The sequence below is a fragment of the Amedibacterium intestinale genome, assembly GCF_010537335.1.
GTDB lineage: Bacteria > Bacillota_I > Bacilli_A > Erysipelotrichales > Erysipelotrichaceae > Amedibacterium > Amedibacterium intestinale.
The window spans coordinates 1,980,143-1,998,522 of record NZ_AP019711.1 but is presented as its reverse complement, the minus strand read 5'-3'; the positions used below and the strand labels follow the sequence as shown (position 1 = coordinate 1,998,522).

At 32.4% G+C, this 18,380-nt stretch carries 17 protein-coding genes, 1 pseudogene and 1 other annotated feature; of the genes and pseudogenes, 7 read left to right on the top strand and 11 right to left on the bottom strand.

Features of this window, described 5'->3' with window-relative positions:
• Positions 1–45: 45 nt before the first annotated feature.
• The 11 genes and pseudogenes from A9CBEGH2_RS09960 to rpmH form a co-directional block, all read right to left on the bottom strand.
• Positions 46–408, bottom strand: a complete 363-nt coding sequence (locus A9CBEGH2_RS09960) for a hypothetical protein (protein ID WP_118277264.1) — start codon at positions 406–408, stop codon at positions 46–48.
• Complete coding sequence (locus A9CBEGH2_RS09955) at positions 380–1,117, bottom strand: alpha/beta hydrolase (RefSeq protein WP_158572236.1); 738 nt, start codon at positions 1,115–1,117, stop codon at positions 380–382. Before A9CBEGH2_RS09955 ends, A9CBEGH2_RS09960 begins: the two co-directional genes overlap by 29 nt.
• A gap of 4 nt (positions 1,118–1,121) precedes the next feature.
• Positions 1,122–1,448, bottom strand: a complete 327-nt coding sequence (locus tag A9CBEGH2_RS09950) for a PTS lactose/cellobiose transporter subunit IIA (RefSeq protein ID WP_118277266.1) — start codon at positions 1,446–1,448, stop codon at positions 1,122–1,124.
• 1 nt (position 1,449) lies between these two features.
• On the bottom strand, positions 1,450–2,370 hold the full coding sequence (gene murQ / locus A9CBEGH2_RS09945) for an N-acetylmuramic acid 6-phosphate etherase (RefSeq protein ID WP_118277267.1): 921 nt from the start codon (positions 2,368–2,370) through the stop codon (positions 1,450–1,452).
• Entirely contained in the window at positions 2,360–3,817 is a 1,458-nt protein-coding gene (locus A9CBEGH2_RS09940; RefSeq protein ID WP_118277268.1) for a glycoside hydrolase family 1 protein, read from the bottom strand. The genes murQ and A9CBEGH2_RS09940 overlap by 11 nt, the downstream gene beginning before the upstream one ends.
• Before the next feature lie 230 nt (positions 3,818–4,047).
• A pseudogene (gene tnpA, locus A9CBEGH2_RS09935) lies at positions 4,048–4,266 on the bottom strand (IS200/IS605 family transposase); the annotation flags it as partial.
• A gap of 218 nt (positions 4,267–4,484) precedes the next feature.
• Positions 4,485–5,144: a B3/B4 domain-containing protein gene (locus A9CBEGH2_RS09930; protein ID WP_118361489.1), complete on the bottom strand. Its 660-nt coding sequence runs from the start codon at positions 5,142–5,144 to the stop codon at positions 4,485–4,487.
• Between the two features lie 380 nt (positions 5,145–5,524).
• Positions 5,525–6,142: a Jag family protein gene (locus A9CBEGH2_RS09925; protein WP_118277270.1), complete on the bottom strand. Its 618-nt coding sequence runs from the start codon at positions 6,140–6,142 to the stop codon at positions 5,525–5,527.
• Positions 6,143–6,153: 11 nt separating this feature from the next.
• On the bottom strand, positions 6,154–7,146 hold the full coding sequence (locus tag A9CBEGH2_RS09920) for a YidC/Oxa1 family membrane protein insertase (protein WP_115716242.1): 993 nt from the start codon (positions 7,144–7,146) through the stop codon (positions 6,154–6,156).
• A gap of 30 nt (positions 7,147–7,176) precedes the next feature.
• Positions 7,177–7,503: a ribonuclease P protein component gene (gene rnpA / locus A9CBEGH2_RS09915; RefSeq protein ID WP_115716244.1), complete on the bottom strand. Its 327-nt coding sequence runs from the start codon at positions 7,501–7,503 to the stop codon at positions 7,177–7,179.
• Positions 7,504–7,557: 54 nt separating this feature from the next.
• A complete protein-coding gene (rpmH, locus tag A9CBEGH2_RS09910) occupies positions 7,558–7,692 on the bottom strand; it encodes a 50S ribosomal protein L34 (protein ID WP_008977969.1) in 135 nt (44 codons plus the stop codon).
• 568 nt (positions 7,693–8,260) lie between these two features.
• On the opposite strand from rpmH, the gene dnaA reads away from it, so the two are divergent.
• The 7 genes from dnaA (at position 8,261) to serS (ending at position 18,343) form a co-directional block, all read left to right on the top strand.
• Entirely contained in the window at positions 8,261–9,622 is a 1,362-nt protein-coding gene (gene dnaA, locus A9CBEGH2_RS09905; RefSeq protein ID WP_118277271.1) for a chromosomal replication initiator protein DnaA, read from the top strand.
• A 148-nt stretch (positions 9,623–9,770) separates the two neighbouring features.
• On the top strand, positions 9,771–10,889 hold the full coding sequence (gene dnaN, locus A9CBEGH2_RS09900; protein ID WP_115716247.1) for a DNA polymerase III subunit beta: 1,119 nt from the start codon (positions 9,771–9,773) through the stop codon (positions 10,887–10,889).
• A gap of 162 nt (positions 10,890–11,051) precedes the next feature.
• On the top strand, positions 11,052–11,255 hold the full coding sequence (yaaA, locus tag A9CBEGH2_RS09895; RefSeq protein ID WP_115716248.1) for a S4 domain-containing protein YaaA: 204 nt from the start codon (positions 11,052–11,054) through the stop codon (positions 11,253–11,255).
• A complete protein-coding gene (gene recF / locus A9CBEGH2_RS09890; protein WP_118361495.1) occupies positions 11,252–12,358 on the top strand; it encodes a DNA replication/repair protein RecF in 1,107 nt (368 codons plus the stop codon). Before yaaA ends, recF begins: the two co-directional genes overlap by 4 nt.
• 2 nt (positions 12,359–12,360) lie before the next feature.
• Positions 12,361–14,307 carry a DNA topoisomerase (ATP-hydrolyzing) subunit B gene (gene gyrB, locus A9CBEGH2_RS09885; protein ID WP_118361497.1) on the top strand — a complete coding sequence of 649 codons (1,947 nt, stop codon included), beginning with the start codon at positions 12,361–12,363 and terminating at the stop codon, positions 14,305–14,307.
• An 18-nt stretch (positions 14,308–14,325) separates the two neighbouring features.
• Positions 14,326–16,791: a DNA gyrase subunit A gene (gene gyrA / locus A9CBEGH2_RS09880; RefSeq protein ID WP_163104680.1), complete on the top strand. Its 2,466-nt coding sequence runs from the start codon at positions 14,326–14,328 to the stop codon at positions 16,789–16,791.
• Between the two features lie 8 nt (positions 16,792–16,799).
• Positions 16,800–17,014: a binding site (T-box leader), on the top strand.
• Between the two features lie 39 nt (positions 17,015–17,053).
• Complete coding sequence (gene serS, locus A9CBEGH2_RS09875) at positions 17,054–18,343, top strand: serine--tRNA ligase (RefSeq protein ID WP_163104678.1); 1,290 nt, start codon at positions 17,054–17,056, stop codon at positions 18,341–18,343.
• Positions 18,344–18,380 lie beyond the last annotated feature (37 nt).

Below are 18,380 nucleotides of genomic sequence, written 5' to 3'. Positions count from 1 at the left end.
TTAATTTTTTTTAATTTTTAACGAAATAAAATTTTATTTTAGCATTTACATAATTATTCCTGCGTATATTAATAGGAATAGCATCATTGCAACGAATAAAGATAATAAACCTCCTACTATCCAAAAACTACGGCATATTCCAATTTTTCTCTCAATAAAAAATTGCGAAAAGGAAACTGAAAAACCGGAGCATAAACCACCTAAAATTACTGTAGGTAAATGATAGTTTACATTAATTAAATCACATATTGCCGGTATAATTAATAATGCTAAAAATGTTACTAATAGAATTATTAATGCACTTCGATATCCAAACATAGGAATATCATAATCTGTAGTTCCTAATGAAGTACGGTATTTTCTAGGTTTTTTTCTATTCTTATATTGCCATGTTTTTAATTTTGCCATAAAAATTAATAATCTCCTTTCTTACACTCTCTGTTGTAGAAATTTCGCTATAACAATGATCTGCATTTTCAATCCATACTGCATAACAGTTTTTAAAAATAGACTTATAGGATAAAAAGCTTTCTTTTGACACATATTGATCTTTTGTTCCTTGTACTAACTGTACAGGACCTTTAAAATAACAAATATCATCAAAATAAGAGAATGTTTCAGCTTCTTCTATAAATTCATTTGAAATATGAAATCCATTGATTTCTGCACCATCTGTATGTCTTTTTCCTGATTGAGTTATCATTCTCTTTAAAATTTCATTAAAGTTTCCTGCTGGAGATAATAGGAAAAGTGATTGAATGTTTTTATCATTTAAAAGATGTGTTGCTACAACTCCTCCCATACTAAAAGCAAATATATGTATTTTATAATTTTTTTCAACAAAAGATTGAATAACTGTTTTGGCTTGTTCAATTTGAGAAGAAATACTCTCTTCTTCAAAAAAATTACCATCACTATCTCCTGAACCTAAAAAATCAAATCTATATGTTGAAAAACCAGAAAATGCTATATCTTGAGCAAAAGTTTTTATCATTCCATGATGATCTACTTTATTACCTGTAAAACCATGAAAAATGAGTACAACATCACTTTTATTATTTCCATGTAAAAATCCTCGAATAGTTTTATCTTTATGTTTTACTTCTAAATATTTCACAACTCTATCCTTTATTTTCTAATGAGTATAATCTTTTATTCATCTTGATTATATTTTCAGCTAATGTACGTACTTCCATAGATGTCATCAAGTGATCCTGAGCATGTACAAATAATACTGTAACATCGTGATGTTTTCCAGCAGCTTCTGATTGAATTAAATCTGTCTGTATTTGATGTGCTTTTACTAAATATTCATCCGCTTCTTTTAACAATTCATCTGCTTTTTCAAAATTACCTTCTTCTGCAGAAGCAATTGCTTCATAAGATAATCCTTTTGCAGTACCTCCATTACTAATAATTTCAAAAATAATCATTTCCATTTCATTCATTTTATTTTTCCTCCTTATTTAATAAATCAATTGCCTTTTTCATATGTCCTTCTGTTTTTGTCAATGCCAAACTGGCTTCTTCTTTCGTTTTTCCTGTAATAGACATTATGATTGCTAATTTTACACTTTTTCCACTTTCAATAAATAATTTATTTGCTTCAGATTCATCTACATTAGCTAAATTACTTATTATGCTACATGCACGATACTCTAATTTTTCATTTGTTGGCTGAACATCTATCATGTAATTTTTATATACTTTTCCTAATTTTATCATTACAGCTGTTGAAATCATATTTAATACCATTTTCTGTGCTGTACCGGCTTTCATACGTGTTGAACCTGTTACTACTTCTGCACCTGTAACTACCTCAACTGGATATTTTGATACTTTAGAAATTTCTCCATTAAGCACACAACATACACTTCCTGTAGTAGCACCAATTTCATTAGCATAGTCTAAAGCTCCTATAACATATGGTGTACGACCACTTGCAGCTAGTCCGATGACCATATCATTTTTATTAACTTTTTTTTGTATTAAATCTTCTTTTCCTTTTTCTTTAGAATCTTCAGCTCCTTCCTGTGCTTTAAATATTGCTGGGTAACCTCCTGCAATGATTCCCTGTACAAGTTCATCTGAAACACCATAAGTTGGTGGACATTCAGATGCATCTAATATTCCTAATCGTCCAGATGTTCCAGCACCAACATAAATTATTCTTCCACCTTTCTTCAAAGATTCATAAGCTGCATCAATTAATTGAGTTATCGATGGTATTTGTTCTTCAACAACAAGAGCTACTTTTTTATCTTCTTGATTAATTTTTTGTAGAATTTCATTCGTTGAACATATATCAATATCTAAAGTATTAGGATTTTGTTGTTCTGTATTTAAATTTTTTAAAAAATTATTTGACATGAAATCTCTCCTTTTCTGATTTTATAAAATTCTTATACCATTCAAAACTATCTTTTTTATAACGCTGGTATGTTCCTTTTCCTTCATTATCAGCATCTACATAAACTACACCATATCTTTTTTCCATTTCACAACTACCTGCTGAAACAATATCAATAACACCCCACATAATATAACCTAAAATATCTACACCATCTAATTGTGCTTCTTTAATTTGTTCAAAATGTTCTTTTAAATATTGAATTCTATACGAGTCATGAATCGTTTTATCTTCTTCTAAAACATCACGACTTCCTAATCCATTTTCAGAAATAAAAATAGGTTTTTGATATCGGTCATACACTTTATTTAATGTTACACGTAAACCAACTGGATCAATCTGCCAACCCCACTCAGTTGCCTTTAAATATGGATTTTTTGTTGTAACTACCAAATTACCAGCAGTTTTCTCTTTTTCTTCATAAGATGTTACACTTGATTGATAATAAGAAAATGATACAAAATCTGCTGTATTTTCTCTTAAAACACGTTCATCTTCTTCTGTTACTTCAAATTCAATATTTCTTTCTTCAAAAAAACGAGTCATATAATTTGGATAATATCCTCTTGTTAATACATCTGCACAAAACCATGTATTTGTATTTTCATCTGTAACTAATTTCATATTATCCAAAGGATTGCAAGAATATGGATAATAACAAAAGCAAGCTACCATACATCCAAATTTTCCTTTTACCAATTTATGTCCTAGTTCTATGACTTTTGCACTCGCTACAAATTGATGATGAAGTGACTGAAAAACTAACGACTGGTTATAAGGTTTATTTTCTTCACGTAATAATCCAACACCATTATATGGAGAAAAATATCCTGCATTAATTTCATTAAAAGGAAGGTAGTAATCTATAACATCTCCCCATTTTTCAAATATAGTTTTTGCAAATCTAATATAGAATTCAATTAACTTACGATTAGTCCAACCACCATAATGCTCCACTAGGTATAAAGGAAGCGCATAATGTGTCATAGTTAAAAATATTTTCATTCCACTTTTTTTTATTTCTGAAAATACTTCATCATAATATCGAATTCCATCAATATTTGGTTCTTCTTCATCTCCGTTTGGATATAGTCTAGCCCAACTAATTGATAAACGATAGATATCAATACCTAATTCTTTAAGTAACTGTATATCTTCTTTAAGATGATTATATCCATCAGAACCAGATCTAAAAGGATAAAATTTTAATTTATCTTTTTTTGATTCACTTACCGATTTTTTTGTTAAAAGTCGTGTTTCGGTAGTTGCGTTTGATGTTCTAATTAGATATGGACGACAATCTTGCGTATCCATACCCTTTCCACCTTTATCCCATCCTCCTTCATATTGGCTAGATGCAGTCGCTCCACCCCATAGGATAGGTTTTTCTTCACAATGAAACTTCATTTTACCTCCTAACTTATGTACTTCAATTTAAGTACCTAATCTATATATGTAATATAACATACTTACGCCCATTATGAAATATTATTTTACTTTTTTTTGAATAAATATGAAATATATTTATCAGTGCATGTTAAAATAATAAGTATTTTTGTTATTTTTTATAATATTCTAAGAAAATTATTTATCATTAACTTTAAATGAGATTTCTTTAATGCTCTATATCTAGCCACTGGTGTCTTCCATTGCATATGTACATGATTGGGACATACTTCTGCTGTTATTATATGTACTCCCTTCCAATTACATAATTCTCTCAATATTGCTCCTATCTCTAATCTTTTTTCTCCATAAAATACTTTTCTTCTATACTTTGGAGCAAATACTATATGATATTTGCAATTCCATGTAGTGTGTGATAGAGTATGTAAGTCGTTAGATGATTTATTCATTTTTTCGTCCTCCTTTTGATATGTCTTTGCAGTTGCCAAGCCGCATTTTCTTTTTATCAAAAGGAGTTTTTCTTTTAAAGACTCATCGCTAAAGCTTTTTTGAACCCCTAGACTATCTAGGGGTTTTCTCATAACAAGAAAAACAACACTTCTATGGTAAGAGGTGTTGTTTATTAGCTTTATAAATATTGATAATTCCCCATAAATACACTCATTCCCTATTTCTCAACAATATACTCATATATCTCTTCTTCGTGTATTCCTGCATACTGTACTAATAATTTTTTGTATTCTTGTATTACTGCGTTTAATTCTGTATTAGAAAAACAGTAGATCACGCTTATTATCTTATGATTCCCCATTTTTACCATTGTTCTTTGACTATCACTCGTTGTACTTCCAAAAGCTCCTTTTCCGTCAAATAATACAGGCATTTTACTATAATTAACTTTCTCTTTCCCAATCCCATCATAATAGGCATCTTCTTTTTGTACATCCAAGCAAACATCACCATCAATATTTTCCAACATATAAGATCCAACAGTATATCCACTGCTTATAGACATATAATTATTTATATCAACAATATTATTAATTTGATAAAGACCTTTTTGTTTTATAATTCTTCTAAGCATTGCTTCTGCTGCATTACGGTATTTGCTAGGATTATTTCCTAATAACTTATAGGCAGCTCTAGTATCTTCTACTGCATTTATTTTACGAATATCTTCCATCTTCATATTTGATAATTCGGATATTTTTTCATTTAACAAATTGTTTATTTCATTATCACTTTCTCTTATCTCTGCTTCATATTCTAAAATTCCCAATTTCACATATTGAAGTTCTTTTGCAATACTTTTTGCTATATACACCATAACTATCCCTCACTTTTCTATTAAATTATAATACACATTCTTTAATATAAATAATCGATATTATTTGTAATCTTCAAATTCATTATACTAATTTTATAATTATAAATCGAATAGGAATTTATTTCATAAAAAAAAGGGGAGGTTCTCCTCACCCTACAGGTTGTTGACAAACTATATATTTTGAAAATATATAAAACCAATTTAAAAAAAGTGGTAGAAAGATTCCTTTTACTAGGTGATTTTTGGTAAATGATAGCTTAAAATCACCTGTTTTTTATACAAAAGTGGGGATAAAAAAAAGACCGAATGACAAAGTCTGCTCAAAGAGCGACTTTGTCAACGGTCTGAAGGGGAGGTTCTCCTCACCCTAATGAATTTTTTTATTTATGCTTATCAGGATTATAAACGATTTTTAATCGTCTTTCACTACCTTCGCCTTCACTTACAGTTGAAACATAATTCATATCACTTAAACAGTTATGAATTGCTTTTCTTTCATCTGCAGGCATAGGATCTAAAACGGCATCTGTTCTAGAGCGTTGTACTGTTCTTGCGATACGTTTTGCAAGAGCACATACTTTTTCATATTTTTCTTCTTTGTAGCCGTTTATATCAATTAATACTCGTACACGACGTTTAAATTCACCAGATGCAGCAGAACGCAATACATTATTGATCGACTGTAATGTCTGTCCGTTTTTTCCAATTAGGATTGCATTGTTTTCCGCATCTAATGTAACTTTATAGAAATCATTTTGTTCACTGACTTCAACATCAGCCTGCATACCAATTCCATTAAAATATTTTTGTAAATATTCTTTCATGAACACACAAATATCTTTTTTACAATAGGCAGAAATTGTTGTCTTACTACCAATTCCTAAAAAGCCATTTGACTCTTCTACTACTGTATATGTAAGATCACTTATCATTACATTTTTATCTTCAGCAGCAGCTTTTAAAGCTTCATCCAAATTTTTAGCAGTATATGTTTTCATAGGAATCCCTCCTAGTCTTTCATAAAGTATTTATGAACTACAAAGTTTTGTCCAACACGAACAACAGAACCTACTAACCAGTAGAATGACATTGCAAGTGGCCAGTTAATCGCAAATACAGCAATCATAGCAGTACTCATGTACATCATCATGTTCATTGAACCCATCATACCATTTGCTTTTTTATCTGGCTGTGCATATTTCTTTTCTTTGACATGGTTCTTTTTGTTTCTTCTTTCCTGCAGCCACTGAGGAATTTTGAAAGATAATAGCTGGAAGATAATCATCAATCCAAAGATAACGATATACCAAAAACTATCACCCAATCCTTCAATTGGTGATTTTGTCAAATCAATACCGATAAAAGAACCCGTTACAACACTGTAAGCTCTCATGGTTGCCTGATACATTCCTAAAATTACAGGGAACTGAATAAATGTTACTAAAATTGTACCAAAAGGATTGATCTTATATTTTGAATACAATGCCTGCATTTCCTGCGCCTGCATCATTTTTGCACGATCATCTGTTCTTCCTGCATATTTTGCCTGAATTTTTTGCATTTCTGGCTGCAGAGCCTGCATACGCTGACTTGCTACCTGTGACTTGATTGAGAATAAGAAGATAATTAACTGAATCAAAATTGTTGCAACGATGATACCTACACCGCCATCACTGAATCCTGCAACAAAGTTAATAAGCTGAGAAATAGGATAAACAATTAAACCATTAAACCAGCTTTCTTCTAAAGCATCTTTCCATGTTGTCTTTGGAATTGTAATCGTATCTTCCGGTTTTAAATCTTTATACTGTTTCTCTTCTTTTGAACCAGGTTCAAAACTTACATTCTTTTTCTGAACAGTTTCTTCTTTAATCGTTATGATGGAATTAATGTATGTTTTTCCCGTTTTTTGATCACGTGGAACACTACATCCTGTAAGTAGAACCATCATTAACGTAGCAACTAGAAGAAACTTCTTTTTTCCTTTAAAAAATTTTTTCATTTGTATTCTCCTCATTAAAATTGCCTACCTTTATATTTTAACTTTTTTAACCAATCTTTCCAAGAGTTTTTTGTTGTTTAGATAACTTTCTTCTTTATATTTTACACGTACAAGTATAATTGTATCGAAATTTTCACTAAAATCATAAATTTCCTGTACCATCATACGAACCTGACGTTTAATTTTATTTCTTTGTACAGCTTTACCAAGCTTCTTTCCAACAGAAATTCCAACTCTTGCATGCTCTTCTTTTTTTGGTTTTACATAAATGGCAAAGGAAGGACAAGTATAAAACTTTTTGTAATTCAGGATTTCCGCAAATTCCTGTGTCTTCTTTATTCGAAATTCCTTTTTCATATTTTTTTCCCTTCTTTTTTTACCATTGAAAAAAAATCACCCGAAGGTGATTTTTTAAGCTGATAACACTTTTCTACCTTTGCTACGACGACGTGCTAAAACTTTACGTCCTCCAACAGTAGCCATTCTGGCTCTGAATCCATGTGTTTTCTGGTGTTTTCTTTTGCTCGGTTGATATGTTCTTTTCATTAAGAGCCACCTCCACTTCTTTTTCTTTTATACAAATTGAGCATTGCCCACAAATTATACATAAATTTATTAGTAAAGTCAATAAAATATGAAAAAAATTGAAACTCTGTAAATCTTGAAATCATCCTTTACCAAGTTTTTTCTTTCCTTATAAAAGAGATGTTCATTTTCACCACATTTTTGTGGAAAAGTCAGCTTTTTATCCTTATTTAAACTTATTCACATGTTTTCCACTACTTTCCCACATGTATTTCAGTATAGTTTTCCACATAGTGTGGAAACTGTGGTAAAGTCTATATTACCCTTTATTTATCGTATTATTTTAATGTTGAGAAATTTTATTATATAAATTATTTTCTTACATTTATCCACTTTCCCACATTCAACATTTTTCCACTGTGGATTTCCTCATAGTTTTCCATGTGGATATTTGTGGAAAATGTGGATAAGCCTTAATTTATCATGTTTTTTGTACGTTTTCCTGTGGAAAAATTATTCTCCCTTATTTTTACATAGTTTTTTTCCACAAAATATAGTACAATGAACCCTGTTGAAAGGATGAAGAATCATGTTAGATAGTAATAAAGGTGAACTTTCTCAAATTTGGAAAAAGACGATGGATCTTTTTGTAGAAAAAAAAGACATTGACAGTGTTTCGTTTCAGTCATTTTATGCACGTTCAAGACTCTATGATATAAACCAGGAATTTGCGACAGTAGTTGTTTCTACACAAATTGAAAAACAGGTTTTACAACATGAACTTATCGATATACAAAATATATTAAGCTCAGTTGTTGGTTATCCAGTTGTATGTCAGCTTGTACTTCAAAAAGAAATTGAAATGATAGAGCCGGCAGTTGTAACACAGAAACGAAATGAAATATTATTTGAAAATAAAATAAAAGAAGAATTTAATTTTGATAACTTTGTTGTTGGTAAAAACAATCGAGAAGCACAGGCTGCTGCTATGGCTGTCTGCCATTATCCTGGACAGTTTTATAATCCTTTGTTTATTTATGGAAACTCTGGTCTTGGGAAAACGCATCTAATTCATTCTATCGCCAACTATGTAAAAGAAATTCGTCCTGAAGATAAGGTCTTATATATATATAGTGAAGACTTTGTAACACTCATCATTGAATCCATGAAAAATAAAACGGTCGAAGAAGTTAAACAAAAAATATGTTCTTATGACTATGTTATGATCGATGATATTCAGCGTCTTCGTCAAAGTACATCACAGGAAGTTTTCTTTAATTTATACAACAAATTGGTAGGAGACAATAAACAAATTGTTATCACAAGTGATATTCATCCTACAGAATTAAAAGGTATTGAAAATCGTCTAATTTCCCGCTTTTCTCAGGGATTAACAGTTTCTGTTGGATCTCCTGAATTTGAAACAGCGAAAGCTATTTTATTAAAAAAGATTGAGGGAAGAAGAGAAAGCGAAATTTTAATTCAAGATGAAGTTTTAGATTTCTTAGCGACTCGTTTTTCCAGTGATGTCAGAAAGCTGGAAGGATCTTTAAATGAATTATTTTTCAAGGCTGTTCTATATAATCCGGAAATTATCGATTTGGACTTTGCGAAAGAAGTATTCAAAGAAAATCCTGTTGTCGCAGTTGTAGAAAATACTCTAAATGCACAGCGAATCAAATCTGTAGTTTGTGAATATTATGGCTTATCTGTTGGACAATTAGAATCTAAATCAAGAACAAAAAATATCGCCAATGCACGACATATTGCGGTTTATTTATGCCGTAAACATCTACATATGCCATTTGTAAAAATTGGATTTGAATTTGGAAATAGAGATCATTCCACAATTATGTCCAGTTATGAAAAAATGGTAAAACTGTTAAAAGATAACGAAACTTTTCAGCAGGCTGTTTTCCAGTTAGAAACAAAACTAGGTATTGGAAATTAAGTTTTCCATATGTTTTCAACCTTTTCTTCCACAGTAAAATTTGTTAAAATATACCTAAGTTATGCGGTTAATTTATACTTTTCCACATTTTCCACATACTTATTGTTATTTATTATTAAATATATATTAAAGAAGGGAGTTTTTACCCATGTATTTCAAGGTAAGTAAAAAAGATTTTTATAACGCTTTATCGGTAGCATCTAGAGCTATTTCTAATTTTTCACCATTACCTGCTTTTTCTGGTATTAAGATTGAAGCGAAGGAACATGAATTAGTATTAACTGGTAGTGATTCTGATGTTTCTATTCAAACTACATTACAGAAAGATGAAGAATGTATTTTAGAGATCAATGAAATGGGATCTATTGTTATTGAAGCAAAATATATATTGGAAATTGTTAGAAAAATTGATGCTGATGTTGTTGAATTTGAAATGATTGATGGAACTCTTACAAAAATATCTGGTAATACTGCAGAGTTTAAAATTAATGGGATGAGAGCTAGTGAATATCCTGCAATTGATTTTTCAAAACCACAGGAATGTTTTGTAATCAAAGGTGAAACATTAAAAAAAGTAATTACACAGACAAGTTTTGCGACAAGCGATAAAGAAACAAGACCTGTTTTAACAGGTGTTAATTTCTCTTGTGAAAATAAAACATTACATTGTGTAGCAACGGATTCTTATCGTCTTGCGAAGAAAACAGTTGAAATTAATGAAGATTTAAACTTTAATATAACAATACCTTCTAAATCTTTACAGGAGGTTGTAAAGACCTTAGAAGATGACTTTGATGTAGAAGTTACGGTAAATGATAAAAAAGCACAGTTTATTATGAAAAACACGATTCTTCAGACACGTTTGATTGATGGTGTATATCCAGAAACAAATCGTTTGATTCCATTAGAGTTTTCTTATGAACTTACTATTGATGCACAGGACTTGCTTGGGGCAATCGATCGTGCCAGCTTTATAAAAAGCGATGGAGTTTCTGTTATTAAGTTTTCATTAAGTGAGGAGGAATGTGTATTATCTTCTCGTTCTGTAGAAGTAGGATCTTCTATGGAGGTTTTAAACAGTGCCAGCTTTACTGGTAACTCTTTAGAAATCAGCTGTAATGGACGTTATGTATTTGATGCATTGAAGGCTCTTAACGGTGGGCTTGTTAAATTTAGTCTATGCGGAGAAATGAAGCCATTTATCATGCAGGCAATTGATGATGACAGTGTCTTGCAGCTTGTTTTGCCAGTGCGAACTTATGCGTAATTTATAAACTTATAAAAGAGGTTGTATGTATTTTAAATGACCTCTTTTTTTCTTGTTTTTTTACCTGAAAAAATCCATAAAATCTATGAAAATATTCCTTTAAATTCACAAAAAACCTAGTATTTATGGTATAATAGAGTGGAATGTGAAAGAGGGTTTTTTATGGAAATCAAGGTTATAAATGAGTATATTACGTTAGGTCAGTTATTAAAAAAAGCAGACTTTATTCAAAGTGGCGGTGAGGCAAAATTTGCGGTAAAAGAATTGGATATTACTGTAAATGGAGAAAAGGAAGATCGACGCGGTAGAAAGTTATATCCTAACGATGTTGTTGTGATTGAAGGAAAAACCATCACATTGTTATGAAATTGACATTTCTTCGTCTGCATGATTTTAGAAGTTATGGGGACATGCAGATTCTTCTTGAAGATGGTATTCATATTTTTTCTGGAAAGAATGCGCAGGGAAAGACAAATCTTTTAGAAGCTGTTTATTATCTTTCTACGACAAAGTCTCATCGTACAAACAGGGATGAAGATTTAATAAGGGAAGGCTGTGAAGCTTTCTTTATTCGTGGAGAAGTAGAGAAAAAAAGGAAAACAGAAGATCTGCGTATTGCGTTGAATCAAAAAGGGAAAAATCTTTTTATTTATCAAAATCCAGTTAAAAAAGTTAGCGATTTTTTAGGCGAGCTTAATGCGGTTATGTTTTGTCCGGATGATATGAATCTATTTCAGGCGTCTCCAAGGCGTAGAAGAAGGTTTGTAGACATGGAACTGGGTAAAGTGAGTAAGAAGTATGTAAGTACACTTTATACGGCTCAAAAGCTTTTAAAAGAGCGAAATGCGTATTTAAAGCAGGAACATGTGGATAAGAATTTTCTTGAGGTATTAACTTCTCAGCTGATTGATGTTCAAGTGATCATTATGAAACAGCGTTATCATTTTTTAGAAGAGTTGTTAGAGAAAAGTAAAGATTTTTATGAACAGCTTTCTCTTGATCATACAAAGCTGCATATTGTTTATGAAAGTTGTGTTCCTTATTGCGATGATGAAGATGTTTTGAAAGAGGAACTAAAACAGAAATACAAGAAAACGCTGGATAGAGATATGTATTTGAAACAAACGACGATTGGAATACATAAAGAAGATTTTAATTTTCAGATCAATGGAAAAGATGTAGATACCTATGCATCTCAGGGGCAGAAAAGAAGTGTTTTATTAGCTTTAAAAATTGGTATGGTACACATGATTCACAAACTCATTGATGATTATCCTGTGTTGCTTTTGGATGATGTGTTTAGTGAGCTTGATGTTTATAGAAGAAAAAAACTGCTGGAGTCACTTCCAAGTGAAGTGCAGATTTTTATATCTACTACAGATATAAGTGAAGCAAAAGAAATACATAAAATGCGTAAAGTTACTTTATGGAAAGTAGAAAGTGGCAAAGTTGCCAGAGTAGGAGGATAACTATGGATGAAAAACAGATGAAAGAGATTGAAGAACTTGAAAATATAAAAGTTGATCATTCTTATACTGCTGATGATATTCAGGTTTTGGAAGGTCTGGAAGCTGTTCGTAAAAGACCTGGTATGTATATTGGTTCAACAAGTGAAAAAGGACTTCATCATCTCGTTTGGGAAATCGTAGATAACTCTATTGATGAAGCTTTGGCAGGTTTTGCAAGCGATATTGAAATTTCTATTGAAAAAGGCGATATCATTCGTGTTAGTGATAATGGTCGAGGAATGCCTACTGGTATTGTTGAAAAATCTGGTATTTCTGGTGTTGAAACAATTTTTACGATTTTGCATGCTGGTGGTAAATTTGGCGGGGGCGCTTATAAGGTATCTGGTGGTCTTCATGGGGTTGGTGCCAGTGTTGTTAATGCATTGAGTGAATGGCTGGAAGTAACCGTTTATCAAAATGGAAATATATATGCCATGCGTTTTGAAAATGGAGGAAAACCTCAGGGACCATTAGAAGTTATCGGAGAAACTGATAAGCATGGTTCTACTGTTCGTTTTAAGGCGGATGCAGAGATTTTTAAAGAAACTCAGGTATATGATTTTGATACTTTAAATACACGTATTCGTCAGCTTGCTTTCTTGAATAAAGGAATTAAGCTGGTATTAAGAGACGAGCGAGGAGAAGAACCAAAAGAAATCGTTTATAAATATGATGGAGGTCTTCGTCAGTACGTTGAATACCTAAATAAAAATAAAAACGTTTTACATGAAGAAGTTGTTTATGTTGAAGGCGTGGAAGAAGGTATTTTGGCAGAAATCGCATTGCAGTATAACGATGGATACATGCCTAATATTTATTCTTTCTGTAATAATATCAATACGGCAGAGGGTGGAACGCATGAAGATGGATTCCGTTTGGCTTTGACTCGTATTATTAATGCATATGCCAGAGATAATGGTATGATTAAAAAAGATGAAACGCTTGCTGGGGATGATGTTCGTGAAGGTTTAACAGCTATTATTAGTATCAAGCATCCAGATCCTCAATATGAAGGACAGACAAAAACAAAACTTGGAAATTCTGAGGTACGTAAGATTGTTTCTAGTATTTTAGGAGAGCAGCTGGAACGTTTCTTCATGGAAAATCCTTCTACTGCAAAAGTTATCGTAGATAAGGCAATTCTTGCCAGCAAGGCTCGTATGGCTGCGAAAAAAGCCAGGGAGTTGACAAGAAGAAAGAATGCCTTGGAAATCTCCTCTCTACCTGGTAAATTGGCAGATTGTTCTTCTAAAGATGCCAGTGAATGTGAAATTTATATCGTCGAAGGGGATTCTGCCGGTGGTAGTGCAAAACAGGGTAGAAATTCTAAATTCCAGGCAATTCTTCCACTACGTGGTAAAATTTTGAACGTAGAAAAAGCTAGATTGCAGCGTATATTTGAAAATAATGAAATTCGATCTATGATTACCGCATTTGGCTGTGGTATCGGTGAAGAAATGGATATTTCTAAACTTCGTTATCATAAAATTATTATCATGACCGATGCCGATGTCGATGGTGCACATATTTGTACGTTGATGTTAACTTTCTTCTATCGTTATCTTCGTCCAATCATTGAAGGTGGTTATGTATATATTGCAATGCCTCCATTGTTTAAGCTTCAAAAAGGACAGCGTGTAGAGTATGTTTATGATGAAGCAGGTCGTGATGAGATCTTGGCACAAATGGGTGAAAATGTTAATATTCAGCGATACAAAGGTCTTGGAGAAATGAATCCAGAGCAGTTATGGGAAACTACAATGGATCCAAATGTTCGTACCTTAAAACAGGTAAATATTGATGATGCAATGGTTGCGGATTCTGTATTTGAAATGTTGATGGGAGAAGAAGTTGCTCCTAGACGTGAATTTATTCAGGAAAATGCCGTTTATGCGGATATAGATATTTAATGGGAGGTGTAGGATAACATGGAAACAAATAAAGACAGATTAATAGAAGTCAATATTTCTGAAGTCATGAGAAAATCCTTTTTGGATTATTCTATGTCTGTTATCGTGGATCGTGCACTTCCAGATGTTCGTGATGGATTAAAACCAGTACATCGTCGTATTCTTCATGCGATGAATGAACTTGGCATCGTTGCCAATAAACCTTTTAAGAAATCTGCGCGTATCGTAGGGGAAGTTATTGGTAAGTATCATCCTCATGGTGATATCGCTGTATATGATGCTATGGTACGTATGGCACAGGATTTCAGCTATCGCTATATGCTTGTACAGGGACATGGAAACTTTGGTTCTATGGACGGTGACGGCGCTGCGGCTATGCGTTATACCGAAGCTCGTATGAGTAAAATTGCGATGGAAATGCTTCGTGATATAAATAAAAATACAGTTGATTTTGGACCTAACTATGATGGGGAAGAAACAGAGCCAAAGGTAATGCCGGCACGTTTTCCAAATCTTTTAGTGAATGGTTCGGTAGGTATTGCGGTAGGGATGGCTACCAATATACCGCCACATAATTTAACAGAAGCTATTGATGCCACATTAGCTGTTATGAAAAATCCAGATATTACAGTAATGGAATTGATGGATAATTATATTAAAGGACCAGATTTTCCAACTGGTGGTATTATTTTAGGTCGTTCTGGAATTCGTCAGGCATATGAAACAGGACGTGGATCAATTATTACAAGAAGTCGTTACCACATTGAAGATATGGATAATGGAAAGCATAGAATTGTTGTTACCGAAATTCCATATCAGGTAAATAAAGCAAATCTTATTACAAAGATTGCAGAGTTAGTTCGTGATAAGCAGATCGATGGAATTACATATCTAAACGATGAATCAAATCGTGATGGTGTAAGAATCATTATTGAACTTCGTAAAGATGTACAGCCGGAAGTAGTTATGAATCAGCTGTTTAGATTATCTTCTTTACAAACTTCTTTTGGTGTGAATATGCTGGCTCTTGTCAATGGTGCTCCTAAACAGATGGGAATTAAAGAAATGCTGCAGCACTATGCGGATCATCAGATTGAGGTTGTTGTAAGAAGAACAAAATTTGATTTGAAAAAAGCAGAAGATCGTGCACATATCTTAGAAGGTCTACGTATTGCGTTAGATCATATTGATGAAATTATTCATTTGATTCGTTCAAGTGAAACGGATGCTATTGCCAGAGCTGGATTGATGGAAAATTTTAAATTAACTGAAATCCAGGCAAATGCGATTTTGGAAATGAGACTTCGTCGTTTGACAGGTTTGGAAAGAGATAAGATTGAAAACGAATATCAGGAATTGTTAAAAACAATTGCAGATTTAAAAGATATTCTGGCAAATCATGATCGTGTCTTAAAAATTATTGAAGATGAATTAACAGAAGTAAAAAATCGTTTTGGTGATGAACGTCGTACGGAAATTAGTGAAGCTGATTTTACAATGGAAGATGAAGACTTGATTCCTGAAGAAGACGTTGTTATTACGATGACAACAAATGGATATATCAAACGCTTGCCTGTTGATACTTATCGTACACAAAATCGTGGTGGACGTGGTGTGAAAGGAATGGCAGTAAATGAAGATGATATCGTAGAAATGTTAACGACGATGTCAACACATGATTATTTGATGCTGTTTACAAATCTTGGTAAAGTATATCGTATCAAGGGATATAAAGTACCAGGTTCAAGCCGTACTTCAAAAGGTCTTCCAGTTGTTAACTTATTAAACATTGATAAGGAAGAAAAAGTAAAAGCACTTGTACCGGTTAAACGTGAAAGTGAGTCTGCATACTTGTTGTTTGTGACAAAAAATGGTCTTGTAAAACGTACACCAATGTCAGAGTTTGATTCTATTCGTCAAAATGGTAAGATTGCGATTACCTTAAAAGAAGATGATGAACTTATGGGTGTTAAGGAAACAACAGGGGATGATGAAATTATCATTGCCGGATCTAATGGTAAAGCAGTAAGATTCCATGAAGATGGTATTCGTCCTATGGGTAGAACTGCAAGTGGTGTTAAAGGGTTTAATGTAGATGGTTCTGAGGTTGTAGGTTTAGCAACTTCAAGAGATGGTACACACTTGCTTGCGGTAAGTCAGAATGGATATGGTAAACGTACACCTATTGAAGAGTATAGATTAACTACCCGTGGTGCAAAAGGTGTTAAAACGATTAATATTACAGAAAAAACCGGTGATTTAGTATCTGTTCGTGCTGTAAATGGCGATGAGGATGCAATGATCGTTACAAATAGCGGTATTATTATTCGTATTTCTGTAGGAGATATTGGTATTTATAGCCGTAATACACAGGGTGTTAAATTAATTAATGTTTCTGATGAAGAGTCAGTTGCGAAAGTTGCTATTGTAGAACATAGTGAAGAAAACGAAGAATCATCTGTTGACAATACGACACAGGAATGATATAAATTAAGAAAACGTTGATAAGGATAAGTAACAAAATCTACTGTTTACAGAGAGATAACGTATGGTGAAAGTTATTAGCAGTTGTTTGTGAAATCAACCTTGGAGTGAATCAGGGAAATAAAGTATCTGATTACGGTAGCTACGTTATAGCTTTGAGTGAATCTGGAAATTTATTATTTCTTGATTAAAAAGGGTGGCAACACGAGGTATCGTCCCTTTCGGACAATACCTCTTTTTATATGTTTAGGAGGAAATATTCATGTTAGATATTAAATTTTTAAGAGAAAATCCTGAAATTGTAAAAGAAAATATTAAAAAGAAATTTCAGGATCACAAAATTGAATTAGTAGATAAAGTTATTGAACTTGATAAAGAAAATCGTGCATTAAAACAAAAAGGTGATGATTTGCGTGCACAGCGTAATTCTATCAGTAAACAAATTGGTGGATTAATGAAGGAAGGTAAAAAGGAAGAAGCAGAAGAAGCAAAAGCAAAAGTACAGGCAATGGCTGATGAAATGAAAGAGACAGAAGAAAAAGAGGCTTCTGTTGCAGCTGAAATTAAAGATATTATGATGCAGATTCCAAATATCATTGATCCAAGTGTTCCTATTGGAAAAGATGACTCAGAAAATGTGGAATTGCAGAAATATGGTGAACCAGTTGTTCCTTCTTTTGATATTCCATATCATACGGATATCATGGAAAAATTCGATGGTATTGATTTAGATAGCGCAAGAAAAGTTGCAGGTAATGGATTCTATTATTTGATGGGAGATATTGCTCGTTTGCATTCTGCAGTTATTACTTATGCAAGAGACTTTATGATAAATCGTGGATTTACTTATGTAATTCCTCCATTTATGATTCGCAGTAATGTTGTTACAGGTGTTATGAGTTTTGCGGAAATGGAAGGAATGATGTACAAAATTGAAGGAGAAGACTTATATCTAATTGGTACAAGTGAACATTCAATGATTGGTAAGTTCATTGATACAATTTTAGATGAAAAGAAACTTCCATACACTTATACAAGTTATTCTCCTTGTTTCCGTAAAGAAAAAGGTGCTCATGGTATTGAAGAACGTGGTGTTTATCGTATTCACCAGTTTGAAAAACAGGAAATGATTGTTGTGTGCAAACCTGAAGAAAGTGCTGATTGGTTTGTTAAACTATATACAAACACTGTAGATTTATTTAGAAGCTTAGATATTCCAGTAAGAACTTTGGAATGCTGTTCTGGTGATTTAGCGGATTTGAAATGTAAGTCAGTTGATGTTGAAGCATGGAGTCCTCGTCAGAAGAAATACTTCGAAGTTGGTAGCTGTTCTAACTTAACTGATGCACAGGCTCGTCGTTTAGGTATTCGTGTAAAAGACAAAGATGGAAATAAATATTTTGCGCATACATTAAATAACACAGTTGTTGCCCCTCCACGTATGTTAATTGCTTTCTTAGAAAATAACTTAAATGAAGATGGAAGCATTAATATTCCAGAAGCATTACAGCCATATATGGGTGGTACAAAAATCTTGATGCCTAAAAAATAAAAAAATGTAATTTTAGAAGAGAAATTCTATTTTCTGT